The 20656-nt window shown below is 60.5% G+C and carries 6 protein-coding genes; 1 reads left to right on the top strand and 5 read right to left on the bottom strand.

The features are described 5' to 3' along the window. The first annotated feature begins 14 nt into the window (after positions 1-14). Complete coding sequence (locus tag AVCG78_RS19965) at positions 15-959, top strand: acetamidase/formamidase family protein (protein WP_071584426.1); 945 nt, start codon at positions 15-17, stop codon at positions 957-959. 48 nt (positions 960-1007) lie between these two features. Here the strand turns inward: AVCG78_RS19965 and AVCG78_RS19960 are convergent, their stop codons facing one another. The 5 genes from AVCG78_RS19960 to AVCG78_RS19940 all read right to left on the bottom strand — a co-directional run bounded on the left by AVCG78_RS19960 (position 1008) and on the right by AVCG78_RS19940 (position 20651). After that, entirely contained in the window at positions 1008-2819 is a 1812-nt protein-coding gene (locus AVCG78_RS19960; protein ID WP_071204034.1) for an acyl-CoA dehydrogenase family protein, read from the bottom strand. Positions 2820-2896: 77 nt separating this feature from the next. After that, positions 2897-4585 (bottom strand): acyl-CoA dehydrogenase family protein, encoded by a 1689-nt coding sequence (locus tag AVCG78_RS19955; protein ID WP_071204032.1) that lies wholly within the window; start codon positions 4583-4585, stop codon positions 2897-2899. Next, positions 4582-6162 carry a PfaD family polyunsaturated fatty acid/polyketide biosynthesis protein gene (locus AVCG78_RS19950; protein WP_071204030.1) on the bottom strand — a complete coding sequence of 527 codons (1581 nt, stop codon included), beginning with the start codon at positions 6160-6162 and terminating at the stop codon, positions 4582-4584. Before AVCG78_RS19950 ends, AVCG78_RS19955 begins: the two co-directional genes overlap by 4 nt. 15 nt (positions 6163-6177) lie before the next feature. Then, positions 6178-13299: a beta-ketoacyl synthase N-terminal-like domain-containing protein gene (locus AVCG78_RS19945; RefSeq protein ID WP_071584427.1), complete on the bottom strand. Its 7122-nt coding sequence runs from the start codon at positions 13297-13299 to the stop codon at positions 6178-6180. Beyond that, positions 13296-20651, bottom strand: coding sequence for a type I polyketide synthase (locus AVCG78_RS19940; protein WP_156582605.1), 7356 nt, complete (start codon positions 20649-20651; stop codon positions 13296-13298). Before AVCG78_RS19940 ends, AVCG78_RS19945 begins: the two co-directional genes overlap by 4 nt. Between the last annotated feature and the right edge of the window lie 5 nt (positions 20652-20656).

Genomic DNA, 20656 nt, shown 5'->3' with positions numbered 1-20656 from the left:
AAAGGGAGCCTGCCATGTGCATCGCCTGCACCCACACCATCCACCGCGCCCAGCATCACTTTGGCTGGGACAAGGATTTCAAACCGGCGCTGGTCGCAAAGCCCGGCGAAACGATCCTGTTTGAATGCATGGATGCCTCCGGCGGCCAGCTTGGCGCCGATGCAACGGCTGCGAGCCTTGCGACCCTGGATTTTGCCGGAATTAACCCGGTGTCCGGCCCGGTTTATATCGAGGGCGCCATGCCCGGCGATGTGGTCAAGATCTCCATCCGCAAGTTTCATCCCTCCGGTCTCGGCTGGACCGCCAATATTCCGGGCTTTGGCCTGCTGGCCGATCAGTTCAAGGACCCGGCCCTGCATATCTGGCACTATGATGCGGTGTCCATGGCCCCTGCCCTATACGGCCCAGGCGGCAAAGTGCCGCTGAAACCCTTTGCCGGAACCATCGGGCTTGCGCCAGCCGACCCCGGTCCGCATTCGGTCGTGCCACCGCGCCGAGTTGGCGGCAATCTCGATATTCGCGATCTCTCAGCGGGCGTGACGCTTTATCTGCCGGTTGAGGTCGAGGGCGGATTGTTTTCGGTCGGCGATACCCATGCCGCCCAGGGCGATGGCGAAGTGTGCGGCACCGCCATCGAAAGCCGGATGGATGTGGAACTGACACTGGATCTGGTGAAGGGCATGAGCCTACAAAGCCCGCGCTTTACCGTGACCGAACCCGTCACCCGGCATCTGGACGGCGCGGGCTATGAGGTGACAACCGGCATTGGCCCGGACCTAATGACCTGCGCCCGCGAGGCCGTGATGCGGATGGTCGATCTTCTGGCCGACGAGCACGGCATGGCCCCGGTTGATGCCTATATGCTTTGCTCGGTCTGCGGAGACCTGAGGATCAGCGAAGTGGTCGATATGCCGAACTGGGTGGTGAGCTTTTATTTTCCCCGGATCGTTTTCGCCTGATGGCATGATGAAGGCCGCATAAGCAGCCTTCATCAATGTCTTCGCGTATCAACTATTGGTCAGCAGCTTGCCGCCCTGTTCCATGCTTTCACGGCTTCCCGCATATTCGAAGGGGAAGACCGAGAAGGCCCGGTTAGACTGATAGAGATCACCGATCACCTCGATCAGGCCGGACACGTCTTCCGGCTCCGGCAGGAACTCAGTCGGATACATCCAGTGCATGATCCGCTTCAGGCAATAGCCAAGCCAACCCGATCCGTCCGGTAGGGAAGCAGGCATGCCACCAGCGTTGGCCACGGCAAACTGGATGCAGCAGGCGGCCGCATTCAGGCTGCAATAACGGTCCGTCAATGCATAGAAATTGGCGCTGTTGGAAAATCCGCGACCAAGTCTCGCCTGATCGTCACGCCGGGCCTGATCCAGCTTGACGACCTCATCCATCACGCTCAATGCCAGCGCATATTCGCTCTCCGACACCAGCGGCTTCAACTCACGCAATGCATCGGGAAGTCCAGCCAGACTGATATCGTCGCCATTGCCGGACAGGCCGAGCTTGCTCCAGCGCGGCGGCCCCACAGGGCGGCGGATATCGTAGATATCATCCAGCAACGCCCGGCGCGCTGCATCAAACGGCTGTTCACGAGCGGCCAGCGCCTTGCCAAGCGCCAGTTCCATCTGGCTGCCAACGACACGCATGTTCACATAGCTATTGCCATCGACAAAGCCGGTCATGCCGATATCGCGCAGCAGCTTCTGGAAGACGCCGTGACCGAAACCATCGCGCAGGTAGAAGCGCGCGCCAATCACGGTTGCCAGGCTTTGCAGCGATTGTTCCAGCCGCTTCGGCACCAGATATTTGGAAATAGAGGAATAGAGGAAAAGCTGGCGAGGCAGGCAATGCACCAACCGAGTGGCAGAGGCGACCATAATTTCCGAAATCATCAGATCGGCATAGGCATCGGCGATCTGGCGACGGCTGACCGGCAATTCGATCACCTTCTGGTTGCCATAGAGGCTTCGGTTGGCAGCAAAGCCATAGGCCAGCCGCAAGCCGGTATCGACAGCGCCGAGGCACATGGCAGCCACGCCAAGCCGCAGGGATTGCTGGCTTTTCAGCGACACTTCCAGCCCCGCACCTTCGCGGCCAAGCACCTGACCAACCGGCACCTTGGCATCCTCGTAGCGCACCCCGCCCAGCGGCAGGCCGCGCACGCCGTAAAGACGTTCATTGGGCAGAACCCGGTAGTTCTTGCGCTCAAGATGACTGCGATCAACGATCAGCATGGTGTGAGAGACCGGCGAAATCGCCTCGTCGGTGCGGGCGTGAACAATCATCGCACCGGCCCGGTCGGCAAAACCAATCGGCCATTTCTCGCCGTTGACGCGGTAGAACTCACCATCCTTGATCGCCGTGGTCTCGTTGGTCAGAAGGTCGCTGCCATGACGGCCTTCGCTCAATCCCCAGGAAATCGAGCCACCGGAGGCGACGAAGCGTCCATATTCCCGGATCTGCTCTTCCGTACCGCAGGTGACAATCGCCAGATAGCCGATGAAGGGCAGGATGGCGATGGTTGCCAGCGTCATATCGCGTCGGGCAATGGCCCGGTACATTTGCAGGGATTCCGGATAGGAAAACATCATGCCGCCAGCACCTTCCGGTACCAGCCATTGGCTGATGCTTTCGCCCACCAGCGCATCATAGGGACGGGCCGGGAACCGCTCTGCTTCGTCATCGGCCATGATCTGCGCGAAGGAGGCCGGTGCTGCCGTATCCCACGGATCGCCCATGGCCAGATCCAGCTGCCGCAATGTCGCCAGGACCTCGGCAGACCCTTTTTTCTTCACCTCGGGAAATAGCATCTGAAACTCCTGATCAAAATGTCTTGCGTGGCCCTATCGAGACCACCTGAAAAAACGAGAGAAATCATCGACCGCTGCTAAACCGCAGCGTGCCGTCTTTCATCACCATAAACGTCTTCACCAGCCCCCATCGCCTCTGCAAGACGATGCCAAGCCGCCTGATAGAACCGATCTTCTCCGCCGAAGGCATAGCGATCACCGGCCAGCAGGCGTTGCAGCATGAAGGGCAGAAGCGCGTCCCCGCCCTCAGCCAGTGCCGATAGCGCGCAGCAGGACACGGCATAGAGCCGCGCAAATTGCGCTCCCGCATTGACGGCTTCCGGCCGTTCGCCCTGGCGCAGGGCCAGCAGTTCAGCCATGCCCTCTTCCAAGCTGGCAAACCGTGCCTCTGCCTCATGCAGCGCGTCCACCACCGCACGGTCTTGTTCGGATGCCGCCTTGGCAAACCGCTCGGCAAGGCCGGGCAACAGATCCGTCAATGGCTCACCAGCCCTGTTCAGCATCGGCACCTTGGCAAGCACCATGGCCGGGCAAGGCGAGGACGGTGACAGTTCCGCCTGCAATTGCGCAAACAGCGCATCCGCAAGGCCCGGCTCCAGCTTGGTGCGGCGCTTGGTCAGACTGGGCAATTGATTGGCCAACATGCCGAGGTTAACCTGCGGATTGATATCCATATATTGCGCCACTTCACCGTCGCGGCGCAATTTCTGCAGGATTGCCGAGACCGGCTCCTGCGCCAGCACCGAGCGAGCACCCAGGGCTGCCATCAGGCTGGTAAAAATCCGGCTGCTGAATTCCTGGGCGATCTGTTTGGCGACCGCCGCCGCCACCGGAAAATGCTGCGGACGGAAAGACGCGAAGCGGGCTGCGGCTTTCGCGACACTGTCCATGATCCGGTAATCGGCATAGGCACCGGCCAGCAGAAAATGCTGATGCGGATGGCCGCCATTGGCCTGCTTAGCTATCTCCCCATAGGTCAGCCGCAAGGCGCTTTCGCAAGGACCGAGCATGGCGCCAATCGACAGAAGCTTGATGACGGATTCGGCGCGAAATACCAGCTCGATGCCTTCGCCTTCGCCACCCACCCGCTTTGCGACATTGACACAGGCCACATCGATATCGACATCGGCGACATCGATGCCGCGCATGCCGGACAGCTCTGCTCGCGGATGTGGCAGGGTGGATTCCCATTGCGGTTGACGGTCGATCAGAAACAGCGAGAAGGCCGCCGGTCCGCCTGCCCCCGTCTTGGCCATGACCATCAAGGCCCGCGCCTTTTCGGCCTGACCGACCAACCATTTGCGGCCATTGATCACATACCAGTCCCCCTGACGTTCCGCCTTTGTCTGGTTGTTGATCAGATCGCTGCGAATGCCAGGTTCGTTGACGGCAAGGGCTACGCTGTGGCCCGCAAGCAGCCAGTCCGACAGGATCTTGCGCTGCGCCTCGGTGCCAGCCAGATCGAGCACCGTGATTGCCCCGATGGAATACATCAGCCGGGGCATCAGCGATGGATTGCGGCCCGCCAGAAGGCGCGCCATTTCAAGCACGGCTTCCAGATCCACCAATTCCCCGCCCGTCTTCCAATGGGCGGGAATGATCTGCCGGATAAAGCCGGACTCGACCAGCGCCGTGGCCTGAAGATCCAGACTATCGCCGGTGAGATCGGCCTTCACGGCAGTGGCGAAGGAAAAGGGGTGGTCATCTTCAAGCGGATCGCCCAACAGCGTCCGCAACCGGTCGAGATAGAAGGCGGATGTTGTCATAGCGGCGCAATCTCATAGGACATCGGATGGGGGAAGCGAACACCGGCCATGGCCAGCCAGTGCAACCGCGTCTCAAAGGCCGCGCCCTGCAACAGATGAGTGGCGACATCCACCACGCGGCGTCCCTCCGCCTGTTCCAGATAGGTGCCAGCCGTCCATTCGTTAAAGTCACCAATCGCCGGACCGCTCCAGATCTGGTAGTCGATCTGACGGCCTTCTTCCCCGGCATTGGCCCAATGGGATGCCTTGCCGAGATAGGCGCGAAACACCAGCGCCATCTTGCGCTTCGGATCGGCCTCTGCCTCCGTGACCTGTTTGGGGTCGCGGCCAATGAAATAATCCGCCGTCATCCGCCAGACATCGGCAAGGCTTTGCTTGAACAGCTTCTGCTCCAGCTCCTGCACCACCGGTTCCGGCAGGGCATTCAGACTGTCATAGCGGCGATAGAGATCGTAGAGCATCTTGGCGCGGCTGGCGAACAGCGTGCCACGCTTCAAGACCTGCAACTCCACCCCCAGCTCGAACATATCAGCAGCCGGTGCCATGGTCGTATCGGCAAAGCCGCATTTGGCCAGAAGGGCGCGCACCGAAGGCGACGAGCCGGATTCCTGACAGGCCTGATTGACCGACCCGGTCACCACATAGGCGGCACCCGTTGCAAAGGCGGCGGCAATTGCCTTGGGCGAGCCAAGCCCACCACCGACACCGATGCGGATCGGCTTGGCGTAACCGTTTTTCTCGGCCACTTTCTGCGCCTGCCGCAGCAGGATCGGCAGCAGCACGACCAACGGTCTGCGGTCGGTATGCCCACCGGAATCGGCTTCAGCCGTAATGTCGTCGGCAATCGGCACCTGGGCAGCCAATGCCGCCTGTTCCTCGCTGATCGCGCCTTGGACCAGCAGCTTTTTCAAGATGTTTTCCGGCGCTGGCTCCATAAAGACCGAGGCCACTTCCGAGCGGGAGACCTTGGCGATCAGCCGATGGCCGATCTCGATGCTGCCATCCTCCGTACGACGAAGGCCAAGCGCCCGGTAGCGCACCAGTGCAGGCGTCAACCCCATGAAGGCGGAGGCTTCGACAATGGTGACCCCATAGCGCAGCAGAATATCGATCAGGCCGTTTTCCATGGCCGGTTCGCTGGGGCTATGGATAAGATTGACCGAAAATGGCGCGCCCTGAAGCGCCGAGGTAATCTTGGCCAGCGCCTGATCGACCTGCTCCAGCCGGACACCGCCCGCACCATAGCTTGCCAGAAAGCCCTGCTGCGCCAGCGCAATAACCAGGTCCGGCGAGGCGATGCCATTTGCCATCGCGCCTGCCATATAGGGGAAGCTGAGATCGTAGCGGGCCAGGAAATCCGGGTCCCCCAGCGCACTTGGCGCCAGGGCAGGATAGCGGCAGACCACTTTGAAACCGGCTTCCAGCGGCTCCAGTTCCGAGGTCACCCCAAGCCGGGTACCATCGCTGACCACTGAGCCAGGTTGATCCAATTTTTGCAATTGCCGACGGATTGACGGGGTGTCCCAGACAATAGCCGGCGTTGCGGAGGCGTCTTCAAATCGTGCATTGATCGTCATGATATCCTCCTTGGATTAAGCCGGCTTGATGGAAATGCTCATCGACAGCGCTTCGTAGATACGCAGCCGGTCATTGAACAAATCGGTATCGGCAATCACCACCAGACCCTGGTCTTCGCGGCGGATTTCCTTGATATGCACTTCGAGGCCCATGCGCTTGTCAGTGCGCAGCAACTGGCCGCGATAGCGCCAATTGACGGGCACGCCGACCGCGATGCCGAAGCGTGGATTGGCAATCCCCGCGTCCAAACCTGTTTGGATGGCAAAGAGCTGCATGGCTTGCAGGATCGCTTCCAATCCCAGTGAGCCGGGCATGACCGGATCGCGGTGGAAATGGTTGGTGAAATACCATTCGCCCGCATCAATCATCCGCTCGCCCTTGACATAGCCGAGGCCGAACTTTCCGCCCTCGCGCACCAGGCTTGCCTGATGCAGCAACCGGAACCGATGGCCGGGCGGCAAGCGCCAATGGGGTTTGTCCGCTGTACCAGCAAACAGATGGGCGGAGGCAGGGTTCAGAAGGTCGAATTCCTCGGTTTTCGCGCTGTTTTCCTCCAACCAGAACTTGCTAAGCTTGCCCTGGTCAAGGCCAAGCTGGTTTTCGAGCGCCCGCTTGGTGAAGTAGCCGAAGGAAGACTGGCCCTGATAGAAAGGCTGGCCATCAACCTTCAGGTTGAAATCGAAGTTTTGCAGGATCGAATCCGTCACCATGGCATTGCTGAGCAGTTTCTGGCTGTGGCGGATCGTCGTGCCGCGCACATCCGGGTCGGAAAGATAGACCGCCGTGCCATCCAGATTGCGGATCGAATATTCCTTATCGGGATATTTCAGGGTTGGTCCCAGCGCATAGCCATTGAGAATGGCCGCCTGAAGCGCCGATTCCAGCACCACAAAATTCGGGATATGCGGATGGCTGTTTTCCTGGAAATACCAGCTGTCGGCCGCCGCATCATATTCAGTATCCATGACGGCACCGGGGACCAGCTGGCCGCGCGTGCCTGTTGTTTCCAGGCAGCGATCGACAAACTGGAAGCAACCATTCGGAATATGCGGGGCGCGCAATTCCTCGCCGTAAATGTTGAATTCCGGGCCGAGACCAATGCGCAATTCGCCCTTGGCGGCGTGGTGCATGCTCATTTCATTGAGCACGACCTTCTCACCGCTCTTGGTCTTGCGTCCGCTGAACCAGGTCGGATCGCCAAAGCGCGGCTCAACCGAGACCCCAGGCTTTTCCACCACCTGCAAGCCGAGATTGGACACCCGCACCAGCGGCTTGCCATGCTCGTCATAGATCAGCACATCGGCAATTACATAGGGGCGCGGCAACAAGGCGCTTTCTTGAATGAACAGCTTGTAGTGGACCTTCTTCACCTCAGGGGTGATCTGGCCACGCACGGTGATCTGCATTTCGCGGTGTGTGACCGGCTCAAACACCCCATCGGCAAAGCATTGATGCATGCCATTGGCAATCAGATAGACCTTGAGCAGCTGGGTCGCACCTTCGGCAATCAGCGAGCCCGGCAGAACCGGATCATCAACAAAATGCGAGGTATAATACCAGCCATCGGCGTCAAAGCTCTTCTCGGCCTCCATCACATAGTGTTCGCCCTGCCAGGAGCCGATATCTGTGACGCGGTCGATCATCAGCAGCATTTCGGGCGGCAGGCGAATGGAGCTGCCGCTTTCCGGATGCTGCGAACCGGGGCCAAAGATCTCGCCGATCCGCCCCTCGGACAGCGCCACCAGATCGGATTTTTCCAGCGTTTCGCGCACCCGTGGCAGAAGGGGTTTGACCAAGGTGAGCGGGGCTGCGGGCGGCTGCTTGATGACCACGCCGCCACCGGCATTCAGCTCGTCCTCGGTGAAGAAACCGGCGCAACCGCTGTGCAATTGCAGCGCCAGTTCGCCATCGACATAGCCGTCATAGCGGAAGAAGAACAGCAGACCATCGCCCTGCCAGACGAACCGGTCGATGGTGATATCAAAGCGCAGCGTGCTGCCCGCCTGCGGCAGGCGACCGTAAAAGCTCAACCGCCCATCCAGAAGCCGGTATTTGCGGACACCCTTGTTCTTGAAGTCAATTCCCAGCAGCGCGACCAGCAACAAATCGGACTGGCCGGATTCCACCGCAATGCCGGGCGGCATCTGGCCGTCGATCAGATACCAGGCATCGGCTGGAACATCATATTCTGTTGTCAGCGAGCAAGGCTTGTATTCGCCGAACTTGGCATCGACCTTGGTAACGCGCGACACGAAGAAATAGGGCGGCGCTGGCAGACGAACCCGAACCGGATAATCATCGATTGGCGCAAATTGCGCGCCCAAGGCATCGGCAACCTTGCCGCTGGCAAAGGTCAACAGATCCTGTTCGTCCAGAAACCAGCCATTTTCCTGCTTTTCACGGGCGCTAGTGGGCAGCACGGTGGCCGTGGCAACAGGTGCTGGTGTGCGCACTGGCGCAGGCGCAATGGCGACTGGCTGAGGTGCCTCGATCTCCAACACCGCAGGCGCGGCATCAATGGTTGCCGGTTGGGACAGGCTACGCTGACCCGGCCGTACACTGTGTGACCCATTTCCATGTGCCCCATTTCCGGCATGCTCACGCCAGATCTGCACGAGGTCGGATTGGGTTTGCAGGAAAGTTTGATGGCCGAGGCGCTGGCGCTGCAAAAAGGCTTCGACAGCCTGGGCGATCCGCTGAGACTTATCCTGGCTGATGGTAATATTCTTGGCCATGAATGGTTGATCCGCTTCGACAGGTTTCGGGGAAAGAGATGGAAGACCGGGACTTGGTCTTGCTGGCTGATCGTCCGGCTGGATTTCGTCTTGGGTGTCGTCGTCTTGGGTGTTGTCATCCAACAATTCGTGAACCAGGCTGGTGCCTTCGAGGATGAAGGCTGCCGTCGGTCCCCAAGCAATAGAGCTTGCTACAGCGCTGGGCGCGAATGGCAGCGCCACAACGGGTTTGGTTTCCAGCGGCCTGACCGTTTCACTAGCAGTTGCGCGCAGAGCGGCACCACCCGGTTGCAGGCTGATGACTGTTTTGGAGCGCTCGGCCTTCACCCCAGGCACCAGGCTGGTAAGATCGACCCTGACACCGTGAGAAACCAGCCGGGCCAGAGCCGCAAGCAGGCTGCGCCCATCGTCGGCACCACGCTGGTTGAGATTGATCGACAGATAATCCCGCCCCGCAAGGCACGAATTCACCCAGCGACTGCATGTGGCCGAAGGTCCGCATTCGATGAAGATCCGGTAGCCATCGTCATAGGCCATATCGACCAGCCGCACGAAATCCACCTCGGAGCACATCACATCGGTAATGGTCCGCGACAGGCCCTCACGGCTGAAATCCGTCATCCGCCCATAGGTCGAGGTGGTATAAAGATGCAGATTGTCCGGAGGTGCGGTGGTCGGATGATCGTGCAGGGCGGAAATCTGATGCGCCACCCTTTGCAGCAGCGGCACATGCAGGACATGCGAGACCGGACTGCGATAGGCGGAATAGCCGTCCAATTGCTTGACCACAGCCGTCACGGCTGCGGGCAGACCGGCAATCACCACTTCCTTGGGGCCATTGACATGGGTGATGAACACATCGGCACGGGGGGCAATCGCGTCGCGCACCGTCTCCACCGGAGCAAGCAGCACATAACTCGACCAGACCTGATTGTCACGAACCTCAGGTCCGATACCGAATGTGTCACGCACCGCCTGACGGGGACCGCCAATCGAAGTTTCGAACAGTGGCAGGTCGTTGCGCAAGCCATGCTGGTCTATCGGCCAGATGCCATTGGCAAACAGCATGCTGACTTCGCCCATGGAATAGCCAAGCGCACCATGAGCCTGCACACCGAACTGGTCCCGCAGCAAGGCGGTATACATCAGGGCAAAACCGACGCCGGTTTTCATCATCGCCGCGATGTCCTGCTGCATCCCGGCTTCGGTCTGCATCAACCGCACAGTCGCGTCCTGCCCAGGCTTATGGCGCGGATAGAGCTGGTCATGGCAGAGCGTTGCTGCCGGATCATCAACGAATTGCTCGAAAGCGCGCAGGCTGTCCGGGTAACGACGCAATAGCGTCCGTCCCATATGCGGATAGCTGTTGAAACCACCGGGATACATGAAGGCGATCTTGCCCTCTGCGCCCTGGGGCCGGTCGGTAAAATAGCTACCCGCTGGTGTCTGGAACTCCACCCCTTGGCCTTCACCCAGGAATTTCTGCGCCTGACGCGCTTCGGTCAGCAATTGCGCCGGGTCTCGACCGGACAGGACCAACACCCGTGCACTGGGCCTTTCACGAAGATTGGCCAAGGCTTCGGTTTGCAATGCCTGCCATGGCGTTCCCTGTTCAAGCGCAGCGATGACCGTAGCCAGAACACCCACCAGGGCTCCCCGGTTCTCGGCTGCGACCGGCAGGAAGGGTGGGTAATCCGCTTCCGGCTGGCGCAGGGTTTCCACCACCGCTTCGCTGAGACGGAAGGCGGCGTAGCTGCCGAATGGTCCAGCGGCACCCACGCCCGCGACAAGCGGACGGCTCCGCTCCTGGCGCGTCCACGGCACGCTTTCGGCCAGAAGTCCAAGTCCGGCCTGTTCGATGGCAACCGCCAAAGGCTGGCTCGTCTCCGCATTCAGCCAGGCCGGGGGCGTGGCCGGAAGATAGCGGCCCGACAGACATAGCGCCGCCCGGATCAGGGCCGCCATCGGTTGGGCAACCTTGCAATGACCGCTCAAATGTTCAACACCGCAGACAATGGCACCGGGAGCATGGGCGGAAACTGCTGCCAGCTCCACACCATCGCCGCCGATCTGCCCGGCCATGTCCATCAGATCGAGACGATGACCATCGGCGATGGTCGCCAGCGCCACCGCGACGGCACTGTCCTCACCGTTGCCCACGTGACGGATGGAGATGTGATCAAGAACCGCATAGGGCGCAGCACTTGCGCCCAAACCGGCGGGAGCAAGCAGGATTGCGCCTGCACCATCGCCTAAGGATTTGGCGGCTTGTGCACTCGCGCCAGGGGTCCCGGCTTGTTCCAGCGCATAGGCTTCCAGCCCGGCATTGAGATCAACCGCGACGATCAGCGCTGCTTCCGCCTTGTCATCGGCAATCATCAACCCGGCCTGTTCAATAGCATAGGCAACGCCCAGCATACCGGCAGAAAGCGTGAAGACCGGTCCGGTGAAATTCCATTGCGAGGCAATGCGGCTTGCACAGATATTGCCGATATAACTGGTGATTTCCGTGGAGCGCAGCGGCCCCAGAACAGCGCGTTTGCAGGCCTCGATCAGGCCTTGGCGTTCATCCTCACTGAGGCGAAGACCTTGGCCCGCCAGCGCCTGGTCAATCCAATCCGGCACCAGCGTGCGGCCACGGCGCAGATGGGCGCTCAGGTCCAGTTCCAACACCACCAGCACCGCTACCGGGCGGGCGGAGCGCTTTTCGCCGATATGGCCATAGCCAGCATCGGACAGCGCCTCATTGGCCACCTTCAGCACCAGTCCCTGCTGGGCGTTGAAGGCTTCGGTTTCCGCTGGCGGAATGCGGTTGCGCAGAAAATCGATATCATAGGCATTGATGGCAGCCTGAGGCGGCGCATCGGCAGTTACCGTAGCGCCACGCCAGCGGCGGCTGGACGGTTCCGCCCAGACGGGTTCCCCGCCGAAAGACGCCGCTTCAAAGGCCTGGAGGCTGGCGGCATTGCCGTAATGGGCGGCCATGCCCCGGATTTCCAGCGGCGGCGGTTGGAGGGTTTTTGTAGCGCCATTATCTCCTTGCGTCCGTTCCCCTGAGAACGTCCGGTCATCGGAGACGATCATATGCGCATTAGTGCCGCCAAAGCCGAAGGCGGAAATGGCCGCATGACGCTTGCCAGCCTGTGTCGGCCAGCTCTGGTTTTCGACCACCAGCCGCTGCTCCATGCCTGGCGCGTCCATGCTTTTTTGCAATTTTCCAATGCCGGGCGTCGCCGGAATGGTGCCTTCCTGCATGGCCAGGATAACCTTGGCCAGACTGCTCATGCCCGCCACGGTCAGAAGATGGCCGACATTGGCCTTGACCGATCCGATTAGCGGGAAGTGCTGCTTATCCGCGCCGAAAAAGCGTTGCAGCGATGTCAGTTCTGTGCGGTCGCCAAGCGGCGTGCCGGTGGCATGGCATTCGACGTAATCAATCTCTTCAGGCTGCACGCCGGTGCGGGCATAGGCGCGCTGATAGGCCAATCGCTGGCCATCGGCATTGGGGACAAGCATATGCTGACCAGTGCCGTCATTGGACAGACCGACACTTTCAATGACCGCAAGGATCACGTCATTGTCGCGCAGCGCATCTTCCAGCCGCCGCAGCACGACAACGCTGGCGCCCTGACCCGTGACGATACCATCCGACGTGCTGTCGAAGGGCTGGCTGACGCCATTGTTGGGAAAAGCGCCGAGATCGCCGAAGGAAACATGGATCAGCCAGGGATCCGGCAGGCAAACGCCCCCCGCCAGCATGGCATCCGCATGACCGCTCCGCAAATAGCTGGACGCAAGTTCGATGGCGTAAAGGGAGGAAGAACACGCAGCGTCAAGGCTGAAGCTTGGGCCACCGAGGCTCAAGCCGCGTGTCACGGCATAGATGCCATCGGCGCTGAGCACACCATGCTCGGCAGGCGGTGCCGTCAAGGACGTGTCCACCAACGTCCCGGGCGAAAGCCCGAGACCGTCTTCCAGCCCTGCGGCGATTTCCCGCTCCCAGACCGGGACAACGGCATTGTTGGAGGCGAAGGTCGGGAAGGTATAATTACCAAGCACCATGCCAACCCGGCCAAGATCGACCCGCTCGCCAAGCCTGCTGGTCTGCAAGGCTTCTTCGGCAACCCGCCGGGCCAATTGCCAAGGCAGATCGAGGCCGTCGCCGCCTTCGTCCGAAAGCCCCTTGGTCACCTCGTCCAGATCGACGAAGCCGCCGCGGAGCCAGCGAACCTGATCAACATCCTCCTGACTATCCCTGAGATAGAAAGGGTCGATCCGGAAGTCCTTGACCCCGCCCGTCGAGCGGGAGTCGTTTTTTGCAAGGAGGTTGCGCCAGTAACTATCCAGGTCGTTAGCGCCCGGAAAGCAGAGCGACAGGGCGGTGATCGCGATGCGGCTCATTTAACGGCCTCGACGGATTTCGATCCCTGCGCGCCAGACGGTGCCTCGTCCCGCTTGACCGTGGTTGCCACCAATTGCATCTGCAAGCGGCCATCAAGGTCGTAGCCGGTCAGTTCCCAATCCAGCTCCTGGGCGCGGCTAGCCTTGAGGCGAGCGGCAATCAGCCAATCTGATCCCGGCTCAGGCCGGCTCGTCAGCGTCGCCGATCCAAGCCGCATCGGCAGGCTTGGGCTATCGGCTTCCAGCCGCGTCGCGGCCAGCGCTGCTTGCAGCACGGCATCGACGGAGACGGCATCCAGCAATGTGCTGTCTGCAAATCCATTCAGTGCCGCACTATGGATGGCCGCTGGCTGAGCGATGCGGAACAGGTAGCTCGCGGTTTCCAGCTTCCTGTAGGTCTTGAGCATTTGCAGGCTCTCGCCATGGAACAGCGTGCCATCAGAATAAAAGCCATTGGCAGGCGTCGAGGGTTCCAGCGACGGCAGAGCTTTGCCCGGCTGTGGCGGCGCGAAGGCGGCCTTGCGCAGCAGGATATTGTCCGCCTTGTAGCGTGGACGACCAGACCCATCGGCCAGCATCACATCCAGCCGGATGGTTTCTTCCGTCTCGGCGCGGAGTGCGCTGAGCGACAGTTCGAAATCACCGCGCCAATCCTTGTTGATGACAAGGCCGTTCAACACGTTGAACTGATCGAAGCCCGAGAAGGTCCAGCCTGGAAGCAGGCTTTCCAACCCATCGGCCACCAGACCAAGCACGAAGGCGGCGGGGACGACGGGACGTCCCTTGATCTGATGATCGGCCAAGAGCAAGGATTTCGTCCAGTCGTGACCGCTGAGCGCCAGACGTCTTGGTGCCTGCGGCAATTCGGCAAAGGGAACGAAACGGGCATTGATAGGCTTCAACCCACCCACCAGGACTGCACCGGTTGCTGGCAGAGGCATGGCGGTTTCCCGGGCAAAGAATTGGCCGCCGATATCGCGTGGGATGATCGGAACGCCGCGTTTCATGAAGATATCGCGGATTTCCGGTGTGACCATGCCGCCAAGCCACGGACCCCAATTGATCGCCCGGACATCGACGCCCTTCACCGATTGGCTGGCGGCGAAACGGTTGAGCATTTCATTGGCCATGGCGTAGTCGGCCTGACCTGGATTGCCAAACAGACCGGCAACCGAGGAAAACAGCAGGACGCGGTGGAAGGGTTTGCCCGTCAGCGCCTTGATCAGACCGGCCAGACCGAAGATTTTCGGTGTGAAGACACGGTCCATTTCGCTGATTTTCTTCTGAGCAATTGCCGCATCGGCAAGCGCGCCAGCCCCATGCACAAGGCTGATTTTCGCGGCCTTCTGAATTTCGGGGTGATCGCCAAGGCTGGAAATCGCCGGAGAGGAAATATCGAGCGACAGATAGCTGGCATGGCTGCCGAGCTTTTCCAGTGCGGCCAGCAACTGGCGGATTTCACGGCCCGCCAGAACCCCACGCACGGTCTGATCGATCAGCTTCGGCGTCACCGGCGCTTTCCCTTCGCGCAGTGCGGCAAGGGCTCCACCCTTCAATTGCGCGTCGGTTTCGAGACCCGCAGCCCAGGCCGGTTCGGCTTCAAGGGCGGAGCGACCGAGCAGGAGGAAGCGACGAGGAGCGGCAGAGGCCAGGGCCAACACGCAATCGGCTGTCACACCCCGCGCACCACCGGTGACGATGAACAATTCATCGGGATCGGCAACCGTCACCGCATCGCTGGAGGAAATCGCCTCGATGGAGGGCTTCCAGCGTCCCTGCCCGTCAAGACCGATTTCGGTGATGCTATGGCGGGCATCGAAGACTTCCTGCACCAGCAGATCGGCAGCAGCAGCATCTTCGATCTGCGGCGCGATATCGACGGCGCGGGCAAAGATATGCGGTGCTTCGGCGGCGTAAGTCTTGACCAGGCCGGACAAGGCACCGGATGCCACCGTTGCAAGGCTGCCATCCCGGTAGCCGAGGGCTCCATCCATCCGCGACAGCGTCATGAACACCGTGCGACCCTGGGAAGCCCGCGCCGTGAGCGGCGTAATCGACAGCTTGGCGAGCAGCAAGGCCCGTTTCAGCCAGAGGACCGATGCGTCACTTTCAGCGCCGGGGAGCGCGTTGTCGATTGTCTTGGGATGAACATAGATCACCCCATCCCAAGGACCCTGAGCTTCGAATTGCTGTTTCAGTTCGGCCTCGTCCTTGCCAGCCGCCAATTGCGGACCAGCCTTAGAGGAAACCTTGCCTTCGAACCGCAGCCAGACAGCTTCGATACCCTTGCTTTTCAATCCCTTCTGAAGGGCAAGGATCAGTGCATCATCGGTACCGGTCAGTAGAAACTTTGCCCCCTTTTGAAAGGCCTGTTGCGTCACCAGATCGAGCGGAGCTGGCAAAAGGGTGACGACACCGCGCCCGATCAGATCGTCACCATCCTTAAAAGAAGCGAGAGCTGCCTCTTTCTGCTGGGGTTCCCCAGCGTTTGAAGCCTCACCTTCAGCAAGGGTCAGAATTTGGGCCAGGGTACGCAATTCACCCATACGGTCAGGCGAAAGTTCCGCCATTTGCGGCAGGCGTTCTTTCAAGGCGCCGAGAATTTCCACACGCTTGATCGAGTCGATGCCGAGATCAGCTTCGAGGTCCATATCCAGATCGATGACATCGGTTGGATAACCGGTCTTTTCACTGACGACGGCGAGAAGTGCTTCGCGGACAGCGCCAGCAGGCAACCCGGCAGTTTCAGGAACAACTGTCTGTGTCGGAGCGAGCGCCGGGACAGCGACCGTTGCCGGGACCGGTGCCGCTGCGGAGACAGCAGGCGCATCAGCGACAGCACCCTGGGTAGCCAATGCCAGAATTTGGGCCAGCGTGCGCAATTCACCCATGCGGTCAGGAGAAAGTTCGGCCATTTGCGGCAGGCGCTCTTTCAGCGAGCCGAGGATTTCCACACGCTTGATCGAGTCGATGCCGAGATCGGCTTCGAGGTCCATGTCGAGGTCGATGACATCGGCGGGATAGCCGGTCTTTTCGCTGACGACAGACAGCAGGGCTTCCCGCACGGCTCCGGCCGCAACAGCAGGAGAGGTCGCCGCCGATACGGGAGTAGCGATAGATATGGCGGCGGGCTGTGCGACCGGAGCAGGAGCGACGGAACCGGCGAGTTCGAGGATTTGGGCCAGCGTGCGCAGCTCACCCATGCGATCAGGAGAAAGTTCGGCCATTTGCGGCAGGCGCTCTTTCAGCGAGCCAAGGATTTCCACGCGCTTGATCGAGTCGATGCCGAGATCGGCTTCGAGATCCATTTCAAGATCAATGACATCAGCGGGATAACCGGTCTTTTCACTGACAACCGCCAGCAAGGTTTCCCGGATGGCTCCGGCCGCGACAGCCGGGGCGAATGCCGCTGGTGTCGGGGCGACGATGGACGCAGCAGCGTGCTGCGCGGCCGGAGTGGCAGAGGCTTGAAGCGCCGGGGACGCAGAGCCTGCCAGTTCGAGAATTTGGGCCAGCGTGCGCAGCTCACCCATACGATCAGGGGAAAGCTCCGCCATTTGCGGCAGGCGCTCTTTCAGAGAGCCGAGGATTTCGACGCGCTTAATCGAGTCGATACCGAGATCGGCTTCGAGATCCATGTCGAGGTCGATGACTTCTGCCGGATAGCCGGTCTTTTCGCTGACGACAGCCAACAAGGTATCGCGGACAACCGCCGCTGGCGCAGCGGATGCAGCAGCATGAGCCGCGGCTTGTGCAACCGGCGCGGCAACAGGCTTTGCCACCACGGGAGCGGGCGGTGCCACGGAAACCGGTTTGGCGGCTGGGGGCTGAACAGGAGTGGCGACCGGCTCAAATGCCTTGGCTGTGACCGCCGGTTTGGCTGCGGCAACAGGTGCGGCATGGGCGACGGCGGTTTCAATCATCCGTTTGACGGGTTCATGCCTTGCAGGCTCATGCTCGACCGTCCTGACGCGGGCAGCTGGCAATTCGCCCTGACCAAGGAACAGGCTGGGCAGGCTGCGCATGAATTCACGGTGGGTGAGGTTGGTTTCCTCGTGGATCTCGCAGAGCATATCGACATGGGCAGCGCTCAACTCGCCTGCATTGTGCACCAGGGCTTGCAGGGCGCTTTGCTCGAATTTGAGATATTCGCGATGCAATTCGCCATTGGACCGCGCCAATTCAGCGACGATATCGCCACCACCGAGAGCCACAGCTGGCTCGGAAGAGGATTCATTCTTCAGGATGGACATGGGTTTCTCCGCAAATGACGATCTGGAGGCAGGCGCCGTCAGGGCAACGGCTTGTTTGGGTGCCAAAGGCTCGGACGGCTTTTGCACGGATGCCGCTTTCATTGAAGGCACCGGGGATGATGCCGGAACGCCGAACGCGACATTTGCAGCGACTGGCTTTGCTGGTTCCGACCGGACAGGCGCGGGGGCAGCAGCCAGCGGCTTTGCGGCGACAGGCTGTGGCGGCGTGGGAACCGGTTTGGGGGCAACGACGACTGGATTGGCCAGCGCCTTAGCAAAGGCCTCCTTGCGAGACGGTGACACGTAATTCATGCCATTCAGATTGATCTCACCCTTCTTGGCCGGCGCCTCGATAAGGCCTTCGGTCCCGACCGGGCTTTCAAGTGCAATACCGGCAACCGCCAGATCCACCACCGCTTCGATCAGACCGGCATCCGCCTTGTCCGGCTGACCATGGTCAAGCGCAATTGCCAGGTGAGGCCGGTCGCCGAGAATATCGGCGGTCATTTTCGACAGCGTCGAGCGCGGGCCGAACTCGATGAACACCCGGATGCCATCGGCATACATCTGCTCGATAATCTTGATGAATTCGACAGGCTCGCGCAATTGCCCCTTGAGCTGGGCCGCGACATCGGCAGCCGATGCAGCATAAGGCTTGCCATTGCGATTGGCATAAACCGGGATCTGCGGCACGGCAAAACTGGTCTGGTCGATCCGCTCGGCAAATGCCGTGACGGCACCTTCGACCTGCGGCGTGTGAAATGCCCCGGCAACATTCAACCGGACAAAGCCGATTGAGGCAGCCTTGAGGTCGGCCTCGAATTTCTCGATGGCCTCAACTGCTCCGCCAACTACAGTCTGCTTCGGCGTATTCAGATTGCAGAAATGAACGCTGCCCTTGGTGGCGGCAATCAGGCTTTCCAATTGCTCACGACCAGCCTTGACAGCCGTCATCGTGCCAGCGCCGTCGCCGGTTACAGCAGCCATGGCATCGCCACGCGCCTTGGCCAGGCTTGAGAAATCGGCATCGCTCAAGGCCCCGGAAGCCCAAAGCGCTGTCAATTCGCCGAAGCTGTGGCCAGCCACGGCTTCCAGCTTGAGGCCGAGATTTTGCAGCCAGCGATAATGGCCTGCCGACAGTGCGCCGATTGCTGTCTGGGCATATTGCGTGCGGCGCAATGCCTGTTCCTGGGCCTTGCGATCCGCATCATCAAAGGCCGGGATCGGATACATGACCTGGCTGAGGGGCTGAGCACCGTCCTTGGCAAACAAGGTATCGGCAGCACCGACGAAATCGCCGAGCGCCGGAATGGCAACCGCCGCCATCCGGCCCATATTGGGATGCTGCGACCCCTGCCCGGCAAACAAGCCGGCCAGCTTAGCGTTTTCAAATGCACTGGGGCGGAAAGTGATGCCCTTTGGATGACGCCATTCGGCTGTGGCTGGGCGGCTGTCGAGCAGCGAAATCGCTTCACTCAACAAAGCGCGACGGCTGGTCTCGTCTGCGGCCACCAGGCCCAGACGCGGATGGTTCGCCGGAATTGCAACCTCGAAAGGCCAGGCCGTTTCGCCTGTGGCGGTGAGAAGCTCTTCACAACGCTTGCGCAAAGCAGCGACAGTCGGGGCTGCGACGACGATGGGTCGTGGCAGGACGCTGCGCAGCTTCGGTGCCTTTGCGGTCTGTGGTGCTTCCTCAAGGACCAGATGGAAATTCGTGCCACCAAAGCCGAAGGCGCTGACGCCAACTCGGCGCTTGGCGGTCTTTGGATCGCGGAACCATGGACGCGCCGTGGAATTCAGATAGAGCGCCGTCTCGTCCAGACCCAGCTTCGGATCGGGCCGGTTAACATTGATGGTCGGGGGCAGGACGCCGTGCTGCAAGGCAAGCGCTGCCTTGATGGCGGAAGCCGCACCCGCTGCTGCCTTGGTATGGCCGATCTGCGATTTGACCGAGCCGAGTGCGATGGGCGAAGAAGACCCATCATTGTCCCAGCTTTTCAAGAAGGTCTTGAGACCATCCACTTCGGTCGCATCGCCAACCGCCGTGCCGGTACCATGGGCTTCCCAAAGATCAACATCATGAGGAGAAATGCCCGCCTGCTGATAGGCGCGTTGCAGCGCCTTGACCTGTCCAGCGGCGCGCGGTGCGTAAATGCTCTTGAACTTGCCATCGCTGGCCGAACCGAGACCCTTGATGACGGCATAAACCTGGTCGCCATCGCGTTCAGCATCTTCCAGCCGCTTCAGCAGCATCATGCCGATGCCTTCGCCAATCAACGTGCCGTCGGAATTCTCGTCGAACGGCGAAATCACCCCCTTCTTGCTGAAGGCGGGCGTCTTGGAAAAGCACATATACATCAGGATGGTGTTTTCGGCATCGCAGCCGCCGGTCAGCATCATGTCGGCGCGACCGCTATGTAGCTCATCGATGGCCATGCGCATGGCCGCCAGCGAACTGGCGCAGGCCGCATCCACCGTGCAATTGATACCGCCAAGGTCGAAGCGGTTGGCGATGCGTCCGGCGACGACATTGCCCAGCATGCCGGGGAAGGAGTTTTCCTCCCAAGGCGCGTAGGCAAGCTTCAGCGTCTCGACGATATCGTCAACCTGGGCCTTGGGAAGGCCCCGGCTCTCCAAAACCTTCTGCCACAGCGGATATTGCAGGCGCGAGGTCAGCGGCGTCACTAGCGAATTGGCACCGGTAATACCGAGCACCACGCCGGTCTTTTCGCGGTTCAGCTTGGCATGCTCGTAGCCCGCATCCAGAAATGTCTGCTTGGCAACGCTGAGGCTGAGGATCTGCAGAATGTCAGTAACATCAAGCTGAGACGGCGGCAGACCGAACTCGACGGGGTTGAAGGCCGTTTCAGGAATGAAGCCGCCCCGGCGCGCATAGGTTTTGTCAGGCGTTGAAGGATTTGGATCGTAATAATCGGAGATTTTCCAATGGGTCTCCGGCACATCCTTCAGGCAATCCTTGCCTTTAACAATATTGCTCCAGTATTCATCAGCATTTTTTGCTTCCGGAAACAAAGCTCCTACGCCAACAATTGCGATAGGAGAAAAGACATCGTATACACGCTGCGAGAACCCGTCCATTATTC

Source organism: Gillisella vitis (assembly GCF_021559775.1).
Taxonomy (GTDB): Bacteria; Pseudomonadota; Alphaproteobacteria; order Rhizobiales; family Rhizobiaceae; genus Allorhizobium; species Allorhizobium ampelinum.
This window is presented reverse-complemented; position numbering and strand designations above follow the sequence as displayed.